This is a genomic window from Pseudomonas sp. IT-P395, from assembly GCF_949767675.1.
Taxonomy (GTDB): domain Bacteria; phylum Pseudomonadota; class Gammaproteobacteria; order Pseudomonadales; family Pseudomonadaceae; genus Aquipseudomonas.
In genome coordinates, this window is the sequence record NZ_CATKPW010000058.1 from 214,355 (window position 1) to 234,558 (window position 20,204).

20 protein-coding genes are annotated in these 20,204 nt (G+C 59.3%); 6 read left to right on the forward strand and 14 right to left on the reverse strand.

Translation table 11 applies throughout. The features are described 5' to 3' along the window. Positions 1 to 64 precede the first annotated feature (64 nt). The 4 genes from ACM6IN_RS24665 (at position 65) to ACM6IN_RS24680 (ending at position 5,372) form a co-directional block, all read left to right on the forward strand. Positions 65 to 1,837 (forward strand): N-acetylglutaminylglutamine amidotransferase, encoded by a 1,773-nt coding sequence (locus ACM6IN_RS24665; RefSeq protein WP_095112905.1) that lies wholly within the window; start codon positions 65 to 67, stop codon positions 1,835 to 1,837. Between the two features lie 3 nt (positions 1,838 to 1,840). Further along, entirely contained in the window at positions 1,841 to 3,589 is a 1,749-nt protein-coding gene (ngg, locus tag ACM6IN_RS24670) for an N-acetylglutaminylglutamine synthetase (RefSeq protein WP_414916850.1), read from the forward strand. Between the two features lie 166 nt (positions 3,590 to 3,755). Next, positions 3,756 to 4,946 carry an osmoprotectant NAGGN system M42 family peptidase gene (locus ACM6IN_RS24675; RefSeq protein ID WP_095125188.1) on the forward strand — a complete coding sequence of 397 codons (1,191 nt, stop codon included), beginning with the start codon at positions 3,756 to 3,758 and terminating at the stop codon, positions 4,944 to 4,946. Positions 4,947 to 5,144: 198 nt separating this feature from the next. Further along, positions 5,145 to 5,372: a YheU family protein gene (locus tag ACM6IN_RS24680; RefSeq protein ID WP_414916851.1), complete on the forward strand. Its 228-nt coding sequence runs from the start codon at positions 5,145 to 5,147 to the stop codon at positions 5,370 to 5,372. A 4-nt stretch (positions 5,373 to 5,376) separates the two neighbouring features. Here the strand turns inward: ACM6IN_RS24680 and csrA are convergent, their stop codons facing one another. The 3 genes from csrA to ACM6IN_RS24695 all read right to left on the reverse strand — a co-directional run bounded on the left by csrA (position 5,377) and on the right by ACM6IN_RS24695 (position 6,909). Continuing rightward, positions 5,377 to 5,562 carry a carbon storage regulator CsrA gene (gene csrA, locus ACM6IN_RS24685; protein ID WP_007908359.1) on the reverse strand — a complete coding sequence of 62 codons (186 nt, stop codon included), beginning with the start codon at positions 5,560 to 5,562 and terminating at the stop codon, positions 5,377 to 5,379. A gap of 135 nt (positions 5,563 to 5,697) precedes the next feature. Further along, complete coding sequence (locus tag ACM6IN_RS24690; RefSeq protein ID WP_007908357.1) at positions 5,698 to 6,030, reverse strand: YnfA family protein; 333 nt, start codon at positions 6,028 to 6,030, stop codon at positions 5,698 to 5,700. Between the two features lie 63 nt (positions 6,031 to 6,093). Continuing rightward, a complete protein-coding gene (locus tag ACM6IN_RS24695) occupies positions 6,094 to 6,909 on the reverse strand; it encodes an SDR family oxidoreductase (RefSeq protein ID WP_007908355.1) in 816 nt (271 codons plus the stop codon). Between the two features lie 323 nt (positions 6,910 to 7,232). Here ACM6IN_RS24695 and ACM6IN_RS24700 point away from each other — a divergent pair, with 323 nt between their 5' ends. Then, complete coding sequence (locus tag ACM6IN_RS24700) at positions 7,233 to 7,391, forward strand: DUF3309 family protein (RefSeq protein ID WP_169432680.1); 159 nt, start codon at positions 7,233 to 7,235, stop codon at positions 7,389 to 7,391. A 75-nt stretch (positions 7,392 to 7,466) separates the two neighbouring features. Here ACM6IN_RS24700 and ACM6IN_RS24705 read toward each other — a convergent pair whose 3' ends face one another. The 10 genes from ACM6IN_RS24705 to ACM6IN_RS24750 all read right to left on the reverse strand — a co-directional run bounded on the left by ACM6IN_RS24705 (position 7,467) and on the right by ACM6IN_RS24750 (position 16,905). Next, positions 7,467 to 9,560, reverse strand: a complete 2,094-nt coding sequence (locus ACM6IN_RS24705; protein ID WP_414916852.1) for an LTA synthase family protein — start codon at positions 9,558 to 9,560, stop codon at positions 7,467 to 7,469. Between the two features lie 317 nt (positions 9,561 to 9,877). Beyond that, entirely contained in the window at positions 9,878 to 10,483 is a 606-nt protein-coding gene (locus ACM6IN_RS24710) for an START domain-containing protein (RefSeq protein WP_095112901.1), read from the reverse strand. A gap of 41 nt (positions 10,484 to 10,524) precedes the next feature. Beyond that, entirely contained in the window at positions 10,525 to 10,779 is a 255-nt protein-coding gene (locus ACM6IN_RS24715; protein ID WP_007908349.1) for a YkgJ family cysteine cluster protein, read from the reverse strand. 166 nt (positions 10,780 to 10,945) lie between these two features. After that, complete coding sequence (locus tag ACM6IN_RS24720) at positions 10,946 to 11,416, reverse strand: translation initiation factor 2 (protein ID WP_414916853.1); 471 nt, start codon at positions 11,414 to 11,416, stop codon at positions 10,946 to 10,948. Between the two features lie 78 nt (positions 11,417 to 11,494). After that, positions 11,495 to 12,934: a PLP-dependent aminotransferase family protein gene (locus ACM6IN_RS24725; protein ID WP_007908347.1), complete on the reverse strand. Its 1,440-nt coding sequence runs from the start codon at positions 12,932 to 12,934 to the stop codon at positions 11,495 to 11,497. A 202-nt stretch (positions 12,935 to 13,136) separates the two neighbouring features. Further along, the gene (locus tag ACM6IN_RS24730) at positions 13,137 to 13,949 is read right to left on the reverse strand and encodes an OmpA family protein (RefSeq protein WP_007908346.1); all 813 of its coding nucleotides are present in this window, start codon (positions 13,947 to 13,949) and stop codon (positions 13,137 to 13,139) included. Next, the gene (locus ACM6IN_RS24735) at positions 13,946 to 14,302 is read right to left on the reverse strand and encodes a DUF4398 domain-containing protein (RefSeq protein ID WP_414916854.1); all 357 of its coding nucleotides are present in this window, start codon (positions 14,300 to 14,302) and stop codon (positions 13,946 to 13,948) included. The genes ACM6IN_RS24730 and ACM6IN_RS24735 overlap by 4 nt, the downstream gene beginning before the upstream one ends. Before the next feature lie 9 nt (positions 14,303 to 14,311). After that, on the reverse strand, positions 14,312 to 15,145 hold the full coding sequence (locus tag ACM6IN_RS24740) for a substrate-binding periplasmic protein (RefSeq protein WP_414916855.1): 834 nt from the start codon (positions 15,143 to 15,145) through the stop codon (positions 14,312 to 14,314). Positions 15,146 to 15,225: 80 nt separating this feature from the next. After that, on the reverse strand, positions 15,226 to 16,155 hold the full coding sequence (locus tag ACM6IN_RS24745) for an electron transfer flavoprotein subunit alpha/FixB family protein (RefSeq protein WP_007908340.1): 930 nt from the start codon (positions 16,153 to 16,155) through the stop codon (positions 15,226 to 15,228). Beyond that, positions 16,156 to 16,905 (reverse strand): electron transfer flavoprotein subunit beta/FixA family protein, encoded by a 750-nt coding sequence (locus ACM6IN_RS24750; RefSeq protein WP_007908338.1) that lies wholly within the window; start codon positions 16,903 to 16,905, stop codon positions 16,156 to 16,158. Between the two features lie 551 nt (positions 16,906 to 17,456). Here ACM6IN_RS24750 and ACM6IN_RS24755 point away from each other — a divergent pair. After that, the gene (locus tag ACM6IN_RS24755) at positions 17,457 to 19,121 is read left to right on the forward strand and encodes an electron transfer flavoprotein-ubiquinone oxidoreductase (protein ID WP_007908336.1); all 1,665 of its coding nucleotides are present in this window, start codon (positions 17,457 to 17,459) and stop codon (positions 19,119 to 19,121) included. A 183-nt stretch (positions 19,122 to 19,304) separates the two neighbouring features. Here ACM6IN_RS24755 and ACM6IN_RS24760 read toward each other — a convergent pair whose 3' ends face one another. Beyond that, on the reverse strand, positions 19,305 to 20,195 hold the full coding sequence (locus tag ACM6IN_RS24760; RefSeq protein WP_110720362.1) for an AraC family transcriptional regulator: 891 nt from the start codon (positions 20,193 to 20,195) through the stop codon (positions 19,305 to 19,307). Between the last annotated feature and the right edge of the window lie 9 nt (positions 20,196 to 20,204).

Here is a 20,204-nt window from a genome sequence, read left to right on the forward strand (position 1 = left end):
GTACCCGCTCTTCTGGCGAGGTACGGCTTGACCCCTCCCCAACGGAAAAACCGGTAAGGACTTTATGTGCGGATTAGCTGGCGAGTTACGCTTTGATCAACAACCTGCAGACCTTGCAGCGATCGAGAGAATCACCCATCACCTGGCCCCTCGCGGCCCCGACGCGTGGGGCTTCCATGCCCAAGGGCCGATTGCCCTGGGCCACCGTCGCCTGAAAATCATGGACCTGTCGGACGGCTCGGCGCAGCCGATGATCGACAGTCAACTTGGCCTTTCCCTGGCCTTCAACGGTGCGATCTACAACTTCCCCGAGCTGCGCGCCGAACTCGAAGCGCTGGGTTACGCGTTCTATTCCGGTGGCGACACCGAAGTGTTGCTCAAGGGCTACCACGCTTGGGGCGAAGCGCTGCTGCCCAAGCTCAACGGGATGTTCGCCTTCGCCATTTGGGAACGCGACGCCAAACGCCTGTTCATCGCCCGCGACCGTCTCGGCGTGAAGCCGTTGTACCTGTCGCGCACCGGCCAGCGCCTGCGTTTTGCATCGGCCTTGCCGGCGTTGCTCAAGGGCGGCGACATCAACCCGATTCTCGATCCGGTGGCGCTCAATCACTATCTGAATTTCCATGCCGTGGTCCCGGCGCCGCGCACCTTGCTGGCCGGCATCGAAAAGCTGCCGCCAGCGACCTGGATGCGCGTTGAAGCCGACGGCAGCACCGAGCAGAAAACCTGGTGGACCCTGCCCTACGGCCCACACGACGACGAAAAAAATCTGACGCTGGAAGACTGGGTCGACCGCGTCCTCGACAGCACCCGCGAAGCGGTGGCGATTCGTCAACGTGCCGCTGTGGATGTCGGTGTGCTGCTGTCCGGCGGTGTCGACTCGAGCATGCTCGTCGGCCTGTTGCGTGAAGTCGGCGTCGAGAACCTCTCGACGTTCTCCATCGGTTTCCAGGATGCCGGCGGCGAACGCGGTGACGAGTTTCAGTATTCCGATCTGATTGCCAAGCACTACGGCACTCAGCATCACCAATTGCGTATCGACGAGAAAGAAATCATCGAGCAATTGCCCGCCGCGTTCCGCGCGATGAGCGAACCGATGGTCAGTCACGACTGTATTGCGTTCTATCTGCTGTCGCGTGAAGTGGCCAAGCACTGCAAGGTTGTGCAGAGCGGCCAAGGCGCAGACGAATTGTTCGCCGGTTATCACTGGTACCCGCAAGTCGACGGCGCTGCCGATCCTTACGCGGCTTATCGCAACGCGTTTTTCGACCGCAGCTACGACGACTACGCCGCCACCGTGCAACCGCAGTGGCTGACTGCGCATGACGCGGCCGGTGACTTCGTCAAAGAGCATTTCGCCCAGCCCGGCGCCGAGGCGGCGGTGGACAAAGCCCTGCGTCTGGACAGCACGGTGATGCTGGTCGACGATCCGGTCAAACGCGTCGACAACATGACCATGGCCTGGGGCCTGGAAGCGCGTACGCCGTTTCTGGACTATCGACTGGTTGAACTCTCGGCCCGAGTGCCTGGCCAATTCAAGCTGCCTGACGGCGGCAAACAAGTGCTCAAAGAAGCCGCGCGCCGAGTCATCCCGAGTGAGGTGATCGACCGTAAAAAAGGCTACTTCCCGGTGCCGGGCCTCAAGCACTTGCAGGGCGACACGCTGAACTGGGTGCGCGAACTGCTGCTCGATCCGAGTCAGGATCGCGGCCTGTTCAACCCGGCCATGCTCGACAAATTGCTGACCGATCCGCAAGGCCAACTGACGCCGTTGCGCGGTTCGAAGTTGTGGCAACTGGCTGCCCTGAACCTGTGGCTCAGTGAACAAGGAATCTGATTGATGAAACCCCACGCCACGGCCATCAACCAACGGCTGATACGCGGTCAGACACCGTCCTATGAACGCTTGCAGGCACGTCTGGCCGAAGACGGCAGCACGCTGGCCGCCGAGCCGATTGCGCTGCATTGCGGCTGGGGCCGGTTGCTGATCGGCCATACCTTTCCCGACCCGGCATCACTGGCGCAGGAACTGCTGAAAGAGCAGCCCGGCGAGCGCGACATTGCCTTGTATGTCGCCGCCCCCCAGCAGATTCTCGGCCTGGAACCGACGCAACTGTTTCTCGACCCGTCCGACACCTTGCGCCTGTGGTTCAGCGATTACCGCCAGGCCACCCGAGTGTTTCGCGGCTTTCGTATTCGCCGCGCGCAAAGTGAAGCGGACTGGCAGGCGATCAATCAGTTGTACCAGGCGCGCGGCATGTTGCCGATCGATGCCACGCGGCTGACTCCGCATCATCAGGGCGGCCCGGTGTACTGGCTGGCCGAGGACGAAGACAGCGGCGCGGTGATCGGCAGCGTCATGGGCCTGAACCATCAAAAAGCCTTCAACGACCCGGAAAACGGCAGCAGCCTGTGGTGCCTGGCGGTTGATCCGCAGTGCTCGCGCCCGGGTGTCGGCGAAGTGCTGGTGCGGCATCTGATCGAACACTTCATGAGTCGCGGCCTGAGCTATCTCGACCTGTCGGTGTTGCACGACAACCGGCAGGCGAAAAACCTCTACGCCAAGCTCGGTTTTCGCAATCTGTCGACCTTCGCCATCAAGCGCAAGAACGGCATCAATCAGCCGCTGTTTCTCGGCCCGGGGCCGGAGGCGCAGTTCAATCCGTATGCGCGGATCATCGTTGAAGAAGCGCATCGGCGCGGCATCGATGTGCAGGTCGATGACGCCGATGCCGGGCTGTTCACCCTCAGCCATGGCGGGCGCCGGGTGCGTTGCCGTGAATCGTTGAGCGACCTGACGAGCGCGATCAGCATGAGTCTGTGTCAGGACAAAAGCCTCACGCACAAAGTGCTCAAAGGCGCCGGGTTGAACCTGCCCTCGCAGCAATTGGCGGGCAATGCCGACGACAATCTGGCCTTCCTCGACGAGCATCAACGGGTGGTGGTCAAGCCGCTCGACGGAGAACAAGGTCAAGGCGTGGCGGTGGATTTGCAAAGCATCGAAGAGGTGCAGCAAGCCATCGAAACGGCGAAGCAGTTTGATAGCCGCGTGCTGCTGGAAAGCTTCCATGAAGGCCTTGATCTGCGGATTCTGGTGATTGGCTTTGAAGTGGTGGCCGCGGCGATTCGCAAGCCTGCCGAAGTGGTAGGCGATGGTCAGCATTCGGTGGGCGCGTTGATCGAGGCGCAGAGTCGGCGTCGGCAAGCGGCCACCAGCGGTGAGAGCAAGATCCCGCTGGACCACGAGACCCAGCGCACCTTGCATGCCGCGGGTTATGACTGCAGCAGCATTCTGCCGGCCGGTGAGCATTTGTTTGTGCGGCGTACGGCGAATCTGCACACCGGCGGCACGCTGGAAGATGTCACGGCGATTCTGCACCCGACGCTGGTCGATGCCGCCGTGCGCGCGGCACGGGCGCTGGATATTCCGATGGTCGGCCTCGATCTGATGGTGCCGGCGGCGGATCAGCCCGAGTACGTGTTTATCGAGGCCAACGAGCGCGCCGGGCTGGCCAACCATGAACCGCAGCCGACGGCGGAGCGATTTGTCGATTTGTTGTTTCCGCACAGTCAGCCGGTTGTCTCTTGATTCTCTAGTGACTGAACCGACGCCATCGCTGGCAAGCCTGCTCCCACAAGTTTTGCGGTACACACAAAAACTGTGGGAGCTGGCTTGCCAGCGATGAGGCCCGATCAAGCAACACAAAACTTTCCTCATCGAAACCATCGGTGTGCTCAACCCATCAGGAGTTTCCATGACCACGCAAATCCCCGAACCGGATCTCAACTACCTGCAAAAAGTCCTCTTGGAAATGCTCGCCATTCCCAGCCCTACCGGGTTTACCGACACCATCGTGCGCTATGTCGCCGAGCGTCTGGAAGAACTCGGCATTCCGTTCGAAATGACCCGGCGCGGCACCATTCGCGCCACGCTCAAAGGCAAGAAGAACAGCCCCGATCGCGCCGTCTCGGCGCACCTCGACACCATCGGCGCGGCGGTTCGTGCAATCAAAGACAACGGGCGTCTGACCCTCGCCCCGGTCGGCTGCTGGTCGAGCCGTTTTGCCGAGGGCAGCCGTGTCAGCCTGTTCACCGACAACGGCGTGATTCGCGGCAGTGTGTTGCCGCTGATGGCCTCCGGGCACGCGTTCAACACCGCCGTGGACGAGATGCCAATCAGTTGGGATCACGTTGAACTGCGCCTGGACGCTTACTGTGCGACCAAGGCTGACTGCGACTCGCTGGGCATCAGCATCGGTGACGTGGTCGCCTTCGATCCGCTGCCGGAATTCACAGAAAGCGGTCACATCAGCGCCCGTCACCTCGATGACAAGGCCGGGGTTGCAGCGCTGCTGGCGGCACTCAAAGCCATCGTCGACAGCGGCCAGGAACTGATGATCGACTGCCATCCGCTGTTTACCATCACCGAAGAGACCGGCAGCGGCGCGGCAGCGGCATTGCCGTGGGACGTCAGCGAATTCGTCGGCATCGACATCGCACCGGTCGCTCCGGGGCAGCACTCCAGCGAGCATGCGGTGAGTGTGGCGATGCAGGATTCCGGCGGGCCGTACGACTATCACCTGTCGCGACATTTGCTGAAATTGGCCAGCGAGAACGAGTTGCCGGTGCGCCGCGACCTGTTCCGCTATTACTTCAGCGATGCGCATTCGGCGGTGACTGCAGGCCACGACATCCGCACTGCCCTGCTCGCGTTTGGTTGCGATGCGACCCATGGTTATGAGCGTACGCACATCGACAGCCTGGCGGCACTCAGTCGCTTGCTGGGGGCTTACATCTTGAGTCCGCCGGTGTTTGCCAGTGATGCAGCGCCGGCGAATGCTTCGCTGGATCGCTTCAGTCATCAGATTGAACATGACACGCAAATGGAGAGCGATACGCGGGTGCCGTCGGTGGACAGTCTGGTGGGGCAGCGTTCCGATAGTTGATCCGGCTTTGTGATGACAGGACTGGCCCCATCGCTGGCAAGCCAGCTCCCACAGGTATCGGAGGTGTACACAAATTTGTGTTGCCCCAATTACTGTGGGAGCTGGCTTGCCAGCGATGAGGTCGGCATAGGCAACACAAAACTGGCAGGCAAACCGCAATCGCCGTAGCATCCCGCCATTGATTCAGCCGAGGTGCCCATGCTCATTCCCCACGACCAACTTGAAGTCGACACCCTCACCCGCCTCATCGAAGATTTCGTCACCCGCGACGGCACCGACAACGGCGATGACACGCCGCTGGAAACCCGTGTGCTGCGCGTGCGTCAGGCCTTGACCAAAGGCCAGGCGCTGATCGTCTTCGACCCGGAAAGCGAGCAATGTCAGTTGATGCTCAAACACGAGGTGCCCAAGCATCTGTTCGATTGAATGCCTAGCGGAGCTTTTCGGTGGCCTGCTTGCGCTTGATCCGGTCATAGACCTCCGCGCGGTGCACATTGACCTTTTGCGGGGCCTCGACGCCAAAGCGCACGCTGGAGCCGTTCACCGACAGCACGCGCAGGGAAATGTCGTCGCCGATTGAAATCAACTCACCAACGACACGGCTGAGTACAAGCATGAGATTCGTCCTTCAGGGTTAGCGAACCCTGAAGATGCGCGGCTTGCCGCGGCTCTACAATGCATGGCGGGCAAATCAGTTTTGCCTTACAGCCATGCTCGCATCAAGCCGTCAGACGTTTCCGACAAATACCCCTCACGCCGCAGAAAATCGCGGCCCGAACAGAATCACGCTAGCGCCGATCACGCACAGCGCCACGCCGATCCAGTCCGAACTCAAAGGACGCACCCGCTCGACCACCATCAGCCAGCCAATCGACGCGACGATGTAGATCCCGCCATACGCGGCATAGGCACGCCCCGCGTAGTTAGCTTCAACGCGGGTCAGCAGCAGTGCGAACAGGGTCAGACTGAGCAGCGCAGGAATCACCCACAACGCACTTTTGCCCTGGCGCAGCCACATGAAGAAGGCGAAGCAACCGGCGATTTCAAACAGCGCCGCGAGGAAGAACCACAAGTAATTGAGCATTGATGCGTCTCGACAGGGTGACCATTGCGGCCACCCTAACGACGCGGTCTGCTACGGGCAAGCTCAGCCGTTGTTCTGTTTGGCTTTGGCGCGCATTTTTTCCGCCATGGAGGTCATTTCGTTATAGAGCAGTTGCGGGTTCTTCTGCTTGAGCGCCCAAGCCATCCGGCCTTGTTCGTGGGGCAGAATCATGAACTCGCCGGCGGCCACTTGCTGATAGATGTAATCGGCGATGTCCGCCGCGCTGATCGGCGAACTTTCCAGCAACTTGCCGACCTGCGCTTTCATCGCCGGGGTGGGACCACGGAACGAATCCAGCAAGTTGGTCTGGAAGAACGACGGACACACCACGTGCACGCCAACTTCCTGTTGCGCCAGCTCGATCAGCAAGCTTTCCGACAACGCCACCACCCCGGCCTTGGCCACGTTGTAGTTGCTCATGGCCGGGCCTTGCATCAATGCCGCCATCGAGGCGATGTTGATAATCTTGCCTTTGCTTTGCTCCAGCAGCGGCAGGAACGCCTTGCAGCCCTTGACCACGCCCATCAGGTTGATCGCGATCTGCCAGTCCCAGTCTTCCAGCGACAGCTCGCTGAAGAAACCGCCCGAGGCAACACCGGCGTTGTTGACGATGATGTCGATGCCGCCGAGCTTCTCTTCGCAGGCCTGGGCGAACGCGGTGAGCTGGCTGTAATCACGCACATCGCAGCGCTGAATGAACCCGTCGCCACCGGCCTCGCGGACCATTTTCAGGGTTTCCTGCAGGCCGGGTTCGCTGACATCGGACAAGGCCAGTTGCCAGCCTTCACGCGCCCAGCGCAGCGCGATTTCGCGACCCAGGCCCGAGCCCGCACCAGTGATCATCATGCGATTTTGCATAGCAAACAGCCTTGTTGTTCCGGGGAAGATGCGCCGAGTGTAGCGAAGGATCGGCGCGCGCCCACGCTCCATCAAGTTGCTGAATGCAAGATCAAAAGATCGCAGCCTTCGGCAGCTCCTGCATCGAACTCCTGTAGGAGCTGCCGAAGGCTGCGATCTTTTGATCTTGTGCTTCAAAGGAAATAAACAAGCAATCCAAATACATTAAAAAAACATTGAATTTTCTTTCACGCGCACCGGTCGGAATTTGTAAGCCGTCTGGAATTACTTAGTCTCCAGTCGCCCTTGAATACCAAGACTTCTCGAACACTATCAACAAGGAAATCGACATGGGCACAATTCTTATCATTATCCTGATCCTGTTGCTGATCGGTGGTCTGCCGGTCTTCCCGCACTCCAGAAGTTGGGGTTACGGTCCATCGGGCATTATCGGCGTGGTGTTGGTGGTGCTGTTGGTGCTGCTGTTACTCGGTCGGATATAACGATGTAACCGGCAAAAAAAAGAGGCCCTGTTCAGGGCCTCTTTTTATTGCGCGGATTTTACTGGCAGTGAGCGATCAATCCGGTTTGCCGTGAATGACGCCAGCGGTGTTATCCATCAGGCTTTTGGTCGCCGTTTGCAGGAACGCTTCGAGTTTGAGTTTCAACTCGGCAGTGCGCGGTGCATTTGGAATGACTTCGGCGTGCGGGTTGGCACCTAGCTGGTACTGCCACATCTTCGGCCCCATGTCCTTGTCTCTTGGCAACACCAGGATCTGGTCGGCGGTGACGATGGCGGTCGTCTGCTCACTGCCCGACGGTTTGATCACACCGAAACCGGTGTCGCCTTCCGGCAGATTGAGCAAATCGCGGCCCCAGCACTGATGACGCACTTCGCCACCGAGACGGCCCATGATGGTCGGCACGATGTCGATCTGCGTGCCCACGGTGTGGTCACGGGTACCGAACTTCTCCTGGATGCCCGGTGCAATCATCAGCATCGGTACGTTGAAGCGGCCCAGGTCCATTTCGGTGATCTGGCGCTCGTTGCCGAAGCCGTGGTCGCCGACGATGACGAACAGGGTTTCCTTGAAGTACGGCTCTTTGCGCGCCTTCTCGAAGAACTGACCCAGTGCCCAGTCGGAGTAGCGCATGGCGGTCAAGTGTTCGTTGAGGCTGCCACGGTCAGTCACGCGCTCGACCGGCAATGGCGTCGGCAAGGCGTACGGCGTGTGGTTGGACAGGGTTTGCAGCAGCGCGTAGAACGGCTTGCCGTTTTCCCGCGCCTTGAGCTCCTGCAGACCACGGTCGAACATGTCCTGGTCGGACACGCCCCAGGTCGGATCGGAGAACACCGGGTTGACGAAGTCGTTACGGCCAACGAAGTTGGTCATGCCCTGGTTGCTGAAAAAGCCCGACTGGTTGTCCCAGGCGAAGTCGCCGTTGTAGACGTATACGTCGTCGTAGTTGCGGGCGCTGAGCACCTGCGGCAAGCCGGACAGTTTGTGGCTGCCTTCCGGGGTCTGCATCAGGTATTCGAAACCTGGCAGGTTGGGGAAGCAGGCCATGGTCGCGAACATGCCCTGATGGGTGTGCGTACCGTTGGAGAAGAAGCGGTCGAACAGCAGACCTTCCTTCGACAGTTTGTCCAGGTATGGCGTGATGTTGCCTGGCGCGCCCAATGCACCGACCGAGTGACCGGCCATGCTTTCCATCAGGATCACTACAACGTTCTTGATCGGCAGGGTCTTGTCGGCCGGCGGCGTGTAATCACGGCGCACGGCGGCAATATCGGCATCGACCAGTTTGTCGTCAGGCATCAGCAGCATATCGCGCACGACTTTCTGCGCTTGCTCCTGCGGTAACGTCGCTTTCCAGATATTGTCGCGATCTTCGCCCATGCGCGACTTGGCAGCCTCGATCAGCGACAGCGTGGCGTTGAGGCCAAGCTGGTTGGCGAAGTTGGAATCGGTGGTGTAGACGTCACCCCAACGCATCGGCGGGCCTTGACGCAGAGTGCCACGAGCGGCAACCACGCAAATCAGCAAGCAGACCACGAACACCGCAAGACGGGTGTACCACGGCGCAACTTGACGGGTGCTGACGCTGCCGCCACTGAACGGTCCGCGCGGACGCGTGGCACGGTCGGCGCCTTTGAACGCGAGCGCCAGGATTACGGTGCCGATCCCCCACGCCAACAGGTAGCGCACCACCGGGAAACCGTACCAGAGCATGCTCATCACGGTTTTCGGGTCTTCTTTCACGTACTGGAACACCAGACCATTGAGGCGCTGGTGGAACTCACGATAGAAGTCCATCTCCATCAGGCCAAGGAACAGCGCGATGCTTGAGGCGATGGTCAGCCACAGGCGGAAGAAACCGCGAGCGGCCATGGCGCGGGCACTGAACAGTGCCAGCACCAGCGGAATGCACACGTAAACCACCAGGCGCAGGTCGAAACGCAGGCCGTTGGCGAAGGCTTCGAGGAAGGTCGAAGCCGGGGTGTCGAGGATCATCTCGCGGTTGTAGACCAGCAGCGCGAGGCGCAGCACGGAAAACATCACCATCATGACCAGCGCGCAAAGCAGCGTGTAGGCCAGATGCGATTTGACGGTCGGTTGCAGCAGGCGAGCAGAAGATCGCTGCTGATTCAGGGCGTCCGGGTTTGCCATGTCGTTTTAGGACCCATTGGAAGTTGAAGTTGCAAAAAATACAGCGGCGCCATGCCCTCTATTGGTCATTCCAGACCCCGGGGCGTGCGCGGTGCGCAAATGTTGCACGATCACCTGCACCATTGCCATTGATTACTGCCCCGCCGCCAGACACTTTCATCTAGAGCCATGGCAAACCGGGAAAGCGTGCAAACAGCGCGGGCGAATTGTCAGGAACACTTTGTGAAAATTTCGTGCAACGCATATCTGGAAACACAATATTGCGAGAAAACAAAACGCCCCGTATCGGTCGGGGCGTTTTGTGTAGAGCGCGCTTATTACTTCTCGGCGCGTTCTTTCAGAGCTTTCAAGGTGTTGAACGGCGCATCGACGACGAACTTGTTGGCCACCATTGCCGGCACGCTACCGCCTGGCTCGGTGTGCACCTGATAAGTCACTTCAACCTGGTCGCCCTTGGGCACGAACTTCCAGAAGCCTTTGACCTGCTGAACGCGGACAAAGCCCTTTTCTTCCGGCATGTACGTCGGCAAGCCTTCCAGATTGCGGGTCAGGCTGCCATCGGCGCCTTCAACGGTGGTCACCTTCAGCACCGAGTCACGCGGAGTAACTGGCCAAGGCGTGTTGAACTGGGTGTAGGTCCAGCTCTGATCGCCTTCGTGCTTGAGCAGTTTCTGGGTCTTGCACTCGTGAATCCAGGCGCACGCGCCGGAGACATCTTCCTGCAGTGCGCGCAGTTTGGCGACGGTGGTTTTCATCAGCGCAACGCCCTGGTAGGACTTGTAGTCCGAACCCGGCACTTCACTGAGGGAAATCTTGATACCGTCTTCGTTCTTGGCGACTTTCCAGTCTTCAGCCTGAGCGACGGACGTGGCCAGCACAGCGGTCAAACCACACAACACAGCGATACGATGCAGCGAACCCATAGTCTTATTCCTTATTGTTGAAGTTCCGTTCGTTTGACACATCACGCCGCCGTCATTTGCTCCCACCAGCCGATCAGCCTGATCGCTTCTTCCGAGCTGCTGCCGCAGACCTCGACATCCGCAGCAAAGCCCGAACAGACTGCCGGGCGCTCCGGGCGGCCGAAAATGCTGCACAGGTTTTCGACCGAAAGCTGCACGCAACGTTCGCCGGCAGGTTTGCCATCAGGCATGCCGGGAATCGGCGAACTGATGGATGGGGCAATGCAGCAAGCGCCACAGCCTTCACGGCATTTCATGACGAACAATTCCTCGCGACGGGCGATGTGTAAAAGGGACGCGGAACAGAGTAACCGCTAAAACGGCTGTTTCAAATTCCCGGAACCGGGGTTTTTAGCGATAACTGAATATGACTGACCAGTCTCCGACAAAGCGTCTGGTCTGCGGGTCACAGATGGGCTGGTTTTACTGTTTGAATTCGAAATCCAGCGCCGCGCCTTCGACTTCGCGGCGCTCTTCGTTGCGCAGTTGCAACTGCATTTCGTTGCTGAGCAAGCGGCCGTTGAGCTGGAATCCGTTGTTTTTCTCGCCAAACATCTGCGGCAGGATCGGCTCGCGCTTGGGCAATTCAACCGTGCCCTTGGGCTTCAGTTCCTGGACCATGTCCTTGGGCAGGCTCAAATCGAGTTTTGCCGGCGGCAACTTGGCTTTCACCACTTCGCTGGCAGGCTTCGATTTGGAAGCGATCGGCTTGCGTTTCTTGATGACTTTTTGCTGGGCTTTCTTGGCGGGAACAGCCTTTGGCGCAGACGTGGCTTTTTTAGCGGCACTCGTCGCAGCCGGTTTTTCCTGAACTGCAGCGGCCACGGCTCCAGGCGCATGACCGATCATCAGCAAACCCAGCAACACCCAAGCGGCAGGAAAAATCGCTTTCATGGACCCAACGACACTAACGGCAGAGGGCCATATGCTCGCTTGTTGGACGCGACAAGACAAGCGTCACCCACCGCTCGTTCAGAATCCGCCAGCGGTTTCCTGACACAGTTGCGTCGCCAGCATGCCCAGGGTCATCAGCGCCCGCTCCGCCTCGCGATTCCACGGAATCCCGCAGTTCAGGCGAATACAGTGGTTAAACTGCTCGGTATTACTGAAGATCAGCCCCGGGGCAATACTGATGCCCTGCTGCAACGCACGCACATGCAATTCTTGCGTATTGACCCTGCCCGGCAGACTCACCCAAAGGATGAAACCGCCCGTGGGCCGGGTCATTTGCGTGCCTTCGGGGAAGTACTGCTGCACCGCCAACTGGAAGGCGCTGAGGTTTTTCCGGTATTCCTGGCGGATGTACCGTAAATGCCGGTCATAACCGCCGTTTTCCAGATAAGCGGCAATCGCCATCTGCGTCACGCTGCACGCCGAATGGGTGCTGAAGGTCTGCAAGCGCTGGATTTCCTGCTGATACTTGCCGGCGATCATCCAGCCGATGCGCACACCGGGTGACAAGGTTTTGGAGAAACTCGAGCAGTAAATCACCCGATCCAGTCGGTCATACGCCTTGAGCGCTTTGGTCTTGCCTTGCTCGAACATCAGTTCGCCATAGATATCATCTTCGACAATCTGAATATCGAAATCAGAAGCCAGGCGCAGCAACTGTTTCTGCCGCTCTTCGGGCATGGTGCCGCCCAGCGGATTGCTCAGCCGCGTGGTCAGCACCAGCGCTTTGATCGACCATTGGTTGGCCGCCAGTTGCAGGGCTTCGAGGCTCATGCCAGTCGCGGGATCGCTCGGAATCTCGATGACTTTCAGGCCGAGCAGATCGGCCAGTTGCAGCAATCCGTAATAGGTCGGCGATTCGGCGGCGATCAGATCACCCGGGCGGGTCAGTACGCGCAACGACATCTGCAAGGCATCGACACAACCATGGGTGATCACCACTTCTGACGGATCGACCACCACACCAGCATCGCGCATGCGGATCGCCACCTGGCGGCGCAGCGGCTCAAAACCGGGGCTGAACATGTAACTGAAAGCACGCGGGCTATGGAAGCGCGTGACCTTGGCCAGTTGCTGATGCAGTGCGCGCACCGGCAAGTAGTCGACACTCGGCACAGCCGCGCCGAGCGGAAACACGCCTTCTCGGCGTGATTCGACCAACACCTGTTGAATGATGCTGCTGCGGGTAACCAAGCCTGGCCGTTCGACCCGGGCAATGTCCGGCGTCGGCGCCGTCAGTGCAGGTGTCTGGTGCACGTAATACCCGGACTGCGGGCGCGCCCTAATCAAGCCCTGATCTTCGAGATTGGCGTAAGCCTGCAACACCGTCGCATGGCTGACGTTGAGCTGCGAACTCATCTTGCGCACCGAAGGCACGCGCTCCCCCGGTTGATAGACGCCACGGCGGATGTCTTCGGCCAGTTGCTGAGCAATACGTTGGTAGAGCAAGAGATTGGTCATGACGCAGCACTCGATTTCACGGGCATTTTATTCTTGTGTGAAACAATACCGGAACAGTTTAGAAGTGTACTGGGACAGTTGTCACATTACTCGACCATACAGTGCGGTATCTGCCCCTGACTGTACTGATTTGCGGGCTATTCGACAGACGTAAAAAAGCCCGGCACTGCATGACAGTCCGGGCTTTCCAGAGACGCAGCCCTCAGCGGGCGGCGCCGAGCTGGCCTTTTTCATCGGAGAAGACAATTTCCACACGACGATTCTGCGCCCGCCCACGCTCGGAAGCATTGGCGTCCACCGGGTATTCGTCGCCGTAGCCTTCGACCTGAATGCGCTTGTCGTCGATGCCCAGATCTATCAACACATCCGCGACCGATTGCGCGCGATCACGAGACAACTTGAGGTTTTCCTGTTTGCCACCGGTACTGTCGGTGTACCCCTCGATACGCACCACGCGTTTCGGGTTCAATTGCAGGAACTGGACGATCTTCAGCACCACGCGGTTGGCCGAGTTTTTCAGCTCCGCTTCACCGGTGTCGAACAGCACATCACCGAGGGTCATTACCAGACCACGGTCGGTCTGCGTGGTGGCCAGTGCGACGATCTGTTCTTCCAGCCATTTGCCCTGCTGCTGCACGCTGAGCAACTTGGATTCACGCAGGGCCAGTTGCAAGCGCTGACGCTCTAGCTCCAGTTTGGCTGCGCGCTCTTCGTTGAGCACCTGATTGGTGTGCTCGCGGGCGATTTCGCTGTAACGCTGGCTCAGGTAGGCGTAATGCACAACGTCGGAGCCGCTGCCCCAGTAGGTCGACAGGCGATCAGCACGGGCCAGCGACTCACCGGCACGGATCACGTCTTTCGGCGCAATGCGCAGCACGTTGGAATCTTCCTTGACCTTCTGGAAGTCGGCGCTGGCCTCTTGCAGTGCGGATTCGCTGTGTTGACCGGCGCAGCCGTACAGGCTGGCGCAACCGGCAAGTATCAGACCGCCGAGGACTTTGGATTTGAGGCTCATTGGGCATCTCCCAGTTGCTTGCGCAGACGGACGATGCGGGTGTTGAGCACATTCAGCTGTTCTTCACTTTTTTGCGTCAACACTTTGGCTTCGGCCAGACGAGCATCCAGTTCAGCCTGTTCCGAACGCATGCGCGCGTTGCGGTAGGACTCGTCCACCATGTTGCCTTTGGCGCGGTTGTACTTGGTTTCGGCCAGTTTCATTTCCGGCACTTCGTCGGCAGTGGCGCCGACAGCCTTGGCCTGGATTATGGCTTGCTCGGTCAGGCGCATTTGTTCAACGGGTGCCGGATCGGTCGCGCAACCGGCCAGGGCCAGAACGGCCATCGCCGCGAAAAGAGGTCGAATACTCACTAAGAATCCCTACTGTTTTGGGGCACTGACGGGTTGTTGCGGCTGTTGCTGCTGCGCCTTCCAGCGCTCGATGTTGCGTTGCAGCGCGGCTTCCGTCAGTCCGGACGCGGGCAATTCTGTCATCTTTTTGGCCAACTGTCCGCGCAACCACGGATCGTTACATGCCGAGTTATGCGAAACCGCAAGAAACAGCCCCGGGCGGTCGACGGGGTGCTCGAACGCCAGCAGGTCATTGGTCATGCCCAATGCCTGCGCGGCGGCCATGCCTGAGTAGCGGCCGGCGAGTACATATTCCACTTCACCGAGGAGCAATTTCTGCAGGGCCTGAGTGAGGTTGGCTGTCCGTGTCAGGGTCAGATTCTGCTCGGCGAAAACGCCGAATGCCTGGGTCATGCGAGACTTTTCCGACATCGCACCGGTGTGGCCATGCAAGTCTTTGGCCTCGCTATAGACCAGTGTCGAGCCTTTACGCGTCCACACCAGATAGTCGTTTTCCAGCAGCGGTGGATAGATGTAGTCGAAGTTTTCCAGTTCATTGAAGGTCAGCGGCGCATCGGCCAGCATGTCCATGCGCCCGCTGCGCACTTCATCGAGGGCTTGCGAGCGTTTGCCGGCGTAGAGCAGTTCGACTTTGATGCCGAGGTCTTTGGCGACTTGTTGCAACAGGTCGGCACTGGCGCCGATCAACTGCTTGGGATTCTGCGGGTCCTGCCACAGGTACGGCGGCGCATCCGGGCTGCCGGTGACGACGAGGCGCTCGCACTTGCCCGCGGCCGTGGCCAAACCTGACAACAGGGCCAATCCCAGCAATGCCGAGTAATGCAATCCGCAGCGCAGATCCATGGCAAAAAGCTCCCACTCAAATCCGAAACAAAAAAAAGCCCGACCAAAAGGTCGGGCTCTTTATAAGTGAAGCCGCTGGATTAGACCAGCTTCTCCAGCTCAGGTACGGCTTCGAACAGATCCGCCACCAGGCCGTAATCGGCCACCTGGAAGATCGGCGCTTCTTCGTCCTTGTTGATCGCAACGATCACTTTGGAGTCTTTCATACCGGCCAGGTGCTGGATCGCGCCGGAGATACCGACGGCGATGTACAGCTGTGGCGCAACGATCTTGCCGGTCTGACCGACCTGCATGTCGTTCGGTACGAAACCTGCGTCGACGGCGGCGCGCGAAGCACCCACCGCAGCGCCCAGCTTGTCGGCCAGAGCGTACAGGTGTTTGAAGTTGTCGCCGTTCTGCATGCCGCGGCCGCCGGAAACGACGATCTTGGCTGCGGTCAGCTCTGGACGATCGGATTTGGCCAGTTCTTCGCCAACGAAGCTCGAAGTGCCCGCGTCGTGTGCAGCGCCAACGGCTTCAACAGCAGCCGAACCACCTTCAGCAGCTACCGGATCGAAACCGGTAGCACGCACGGTGATCACTTTGATCGCAGCGGTGGACTGCACGGTAGCGATGGCGTTACCGGCGTAGATCGGACGCTTGAAGGTATCAGCGCTTTCAACCGAGATGATCTCGGAGATCTGGTCAACGTCGAGCTGCGCAGCAACGCGCGGCAGGATGTTTTTGCCGTTGGAGGTAGCGGCAGCCAGGATGTGGCTGTAACCAGCGCCAAGCTCAGCTACCAGTGGAGCAACGTTTTCCGGCAGCTGATGCGCGTAAGCGGCGTTATCAGCGTTGAGGACTTTGCTCACGCCTGCGATTTTCGCAGCGGCTTCAGCCACGGCGCCAGCGCCTTGGCCGGCAACCAGAACGTGGATGTCGCCGCCGATTTTGGCCGCAGCAGCCACGGTGTTCAGTGTGGCCGGGGCCAGCACTTTGTTGTCGTGTTCAGCAATAACCAAGATAGTCATTTAGATTACCTTCGCTTCGTTTTTCAGTTTCTCGACCAGTTCAGCCACCGACTTGACCTTGATACCTGCGCTGCGTGCAGCCGGCGCTTCGACTTTCAGGGTCTTGTTGGTGGAGGCGGTGGAAACGCCCAAAGCGTCCGGAGTCAGCACTTCGAGAGGCTTCTTCTTGGCTTTCATGATGTTTGGCAGGGACGCGTAGCGCGGCTCGTTCAAACGCAGGTCGGTGGTGACGATTGCCGGCAGTTTCAGCGAAACAGTCTGCGCGCCGCCGTCGATTTCGCGAGTCACGGCAACGCTGTCGCCGGAGACTTCGACTTTCGAGGCGAACGTGCCCTGACCGTAGCCGCTCAGTGCAGCGAGCATCTGGCCGGTCTGGTTGTTGTCGCTGTCGATGGCCTGTTTGCCAAGGATCACCAGTTGCGGCTGTTCCTTGTCGACCACAGCCTTGAGCAGCTTGGCCACGGCGAGCGAGGTCAGATCTTCAGCGGATTCGACGAGGATGGCACGGTCGGCCCCCAGAGCCAGTGCGGTACGCAGCTGCTCCTGAGCGGTGGTCGGGCCGATGGAGACGACGACGATTTCAGTCGCAACACCTTTCTCTTTCAGGCGTACGGCTTCTTCCACTGCGATTTCGCAGAACGGGTTCATCGACATCTTGACGTTGGCGAGATCGACGCCGGAATTGTCCGCCTTGACGCGAACCTTGACGTTGTAATCCACAACGCGTTTGACAGCTACAAGAACCTTCATGGATTCCTCGTTACTCTCCGGTGAAAAGAAAGTCGCCTAGGCGAACCTGGCGGTTGATGCTCATCAGGCTAAAAGGGCACCTCTAAAAACGCCGACCGGGGTGCGAAGTGATTCCACGATGTGAAGGGGGTGCGACCGTTCGTCAGTGGTGACCGACAAGTCATTGATCCTCACGCTGTGTAAACTGCGCGCCAGACTGCGCTGCGCAGCACTCTCGACCACCTGTGCCCTGCCTTTAGACGTGCTCTTGAAACCGCCAGTCTGCCTACGACGAGCGCAAAACCGACCGTATCTTGACCGGAACGCCTATTCCGGTCAATACAGCAAAATGACCATTCATAAGCCGCGCTTCTTTGATTTCTCTGGGCTGGAGCCGATTCAAACAAACGTTTGTATTGGACGCTCGGAGTGGTGTAGATATAATGCGCCGCCTAGAGAGAAAGGTCTGTTCTCCAATATTCCCCTTGACGTTAACGTAAAGGAATAGCGGATGCGACATCAAACCTCCAAATTAGAAAAAAAACTGTTGAGCCTTGAGTAGGAGATAGCCTGTGGAACGCGAATACATGGAATTCGACGTGGTCATCGTCGGTGCCGGCCCCGCTGGCCTGTCCGCCGCCTGCCGTCTGAAGCAGAAGGCCGCCGAAGCCGGTAAGGAAATCAGCGTCTGCGTGGTCGAAAAAGGCTCCGAAGTCGGCGCACACATCCTGTCCGGTGCCGTGTTCGAACCACGCGCTCTGAACGAGTTGTTCCCGGACTGGAAAGAACTCGGCGCGCCGCTGAACACTCCGGTCACCCGCGACGATATTTTTGTCCTGAAAAACGCCGAAAGCGCGCAGAAAATTCCTGACTTCTTTGTGCCCAAGACCATGCACAACGAAGGCAACTACATTATTTCCCTCGGCAACCTCTGCCGCTGGCTCGCCCAGCAGGCCGAGAACCTCGGCGTAGAAATCTACCCGGGCTTCGCCGCTCAGGAAGCACTGATCGACGAGCAAGGCGTGGTGCGCGGGATCATCACCGGTGATCTGGGCGTCGACCGCGAAGGCAATCCGAAAGAAGGCCTGTACACCCCGGGCATGGAACTGCGTGGCAAATACACGCTGTTCGCCGAAGGTTGCCGTGGCCACATCGGCAAGCAGCTGATCAAGCGCTACAACCTCGACAGCGATGCCGACGCTCAGCACTACGGCATCGGCCTGAAAGAAATCTGGGAGATCGACCCGGCCAAACACCAGCCAGGCCTGGTGGTGCACACCGCCGGTTGGCCGCTGGACATCATGGGCACCGAGAACACCGGCGGTTCGTTCCTTTATCACCTGGAAAACAACCAAGTGGTGGTTGGTCTGATCGTCGATCTTTCCTACAGCAACACCTACCTGTCGCCGTTCGACGAGTTCCAGCGCCTCAAGCATCACCCGGTGCTGGCGCAGTATCTGGAAGGCGGCAAGCGCATCAGCTACGGCGCCCGCGCGATCTGCAAAGGTGGCCTGAACTCGCTGCCGAAAATGGTCTTCAAGGGTGGCGCGCTGATCGGTTGCGACCTCGGCACCCTGAACTTCGCCAAGATCAAAGGCAGCCACACCGCGATGAAGTCCGGCATGCTCGCCGCTGAATCGGTGGCTGACGCGCTGTTCGCGGAAAAGGACGGCACTGAAGAGCTGACCACTTATGTGGACGCGTTCAAGAAGAGCTGGCTCTACGATGAACTGTTTGCCAGCCGCAACTTCGGCCCGGCGATCCACAAGTTTGGCGCCATCGTTGGCGGCGGTTTCAACTGGCTCGATCAAAACATCTTCGGCGGCAAACTGCCGTTCACCCTGCACGACACCAAGCCGGATTACGCTTGCCTCAAGCTCGCGGCCGACTGCAAGAAGATCGATTATCCGAAGCCGGACGGTAAACTCAGCTTCGACAAGCTCAGCTCGGTGTTCATCTCCGGTACCAACCATGAAGAAGAACAACCTTGCCACTTGAAGCTGACCGACCCGAGCATCCCGATCAGCAAGAACCTGCCGCTGTACGACGAACCGGCACAGCGCTACTGCCCGGCCGGTGTGTACGAAGTGATCACCAAGGAAGACGGCGAGAAGCGCTTCCAGATCAATGCGCAGAACTGCGTGCACTGCAAGACCTGTGACATCAAGGACCCTGCGCAGAACATCACCTGGGTCACGCCGGAAGGCGCTGGTGGCCCGACTTATCCGAACATGTAAGTCGACCCGCTGAACATCAAGGCTCCCGATTTGGGGGCCTTTTTGTTGCCCAAAATTTAGTGCATCGCATCACCCCCTGTGGGAGCTGGCTTGCCAGCGATGGCGGTGGATCAGGCGACATCTATGTTGAATGTGCCGGCCTCACCGCTGGCAAGCCAGCTCCCACAGGGATTGTGTCAATCCTCAGGCAGCGCGCTCATCACCCGGGCTGCGCTCAAAGTAGCGCTTGTACTCACGGCTGAACTGCGACGTACTCTGATACCCCACCCGATGCGCCACCTGCGCCACACCCAGCCCTTCGGCGACCAACAACGTCTGCGCCTTCAACAAACGCAAGCGCTTCAAATACTGCACCGGCGACAACAACGTGCTGCGTTTGAAGTGCTCATGAAAGGTCGACACGCTCATGTTCGCGCAACCGGCCAGGGTCTCGACATTCAGTGGCTCGGTGTAATGTGCATGCAGATGGCTGATCGACGCCGCCACCCGCGCGAACTGCCCCTGCTGCTCGACCAGCGCGCGCAACACATCGGCCTGCGGCCCGCGCAACGCGGTGAACAACAACTCGCGCACCCGCGCCGGCCCGAGAATCTGGCATTCCAGCGGATCGTGCAGGCAACTGAGCAAGCGTTCGACACAGCCACGCATGTCATCGTCGAGCACCACCGAGGTCATCGACTCCGGCGTCTGCGCCGGGATGTGCCGGCCCGGCGCCAGCCCCATGGCCAGCACCAGTTCACCGAGCAACACCCGATCAATCGCCACCGACACCCCGAGCAACGGCGCATCCGGCAAGGCAAACGTCTCGCACTCGAACGGCACCGGCAGCGCCTGAATAAGGTAATGCCCGGCGCCGTACTCCATGGTGCGCGGCCCCAGAAACGCCAGTTTGCTGCCTTGGGCGATGATCATAAGGCTCGGCTCATAAATGTGCGGGCCGCGGGCGACGTCGCAACTGGCGCGCAACACCTGCACACCGGGCAACCCGGTCTGACTGTAACCATCGCGCAGCGCCAGCGGTTCGATCAGCGAAACCAGCCGGGCATTGGCATCAAGATGACGGGTCAATTGCATCGAATTGTT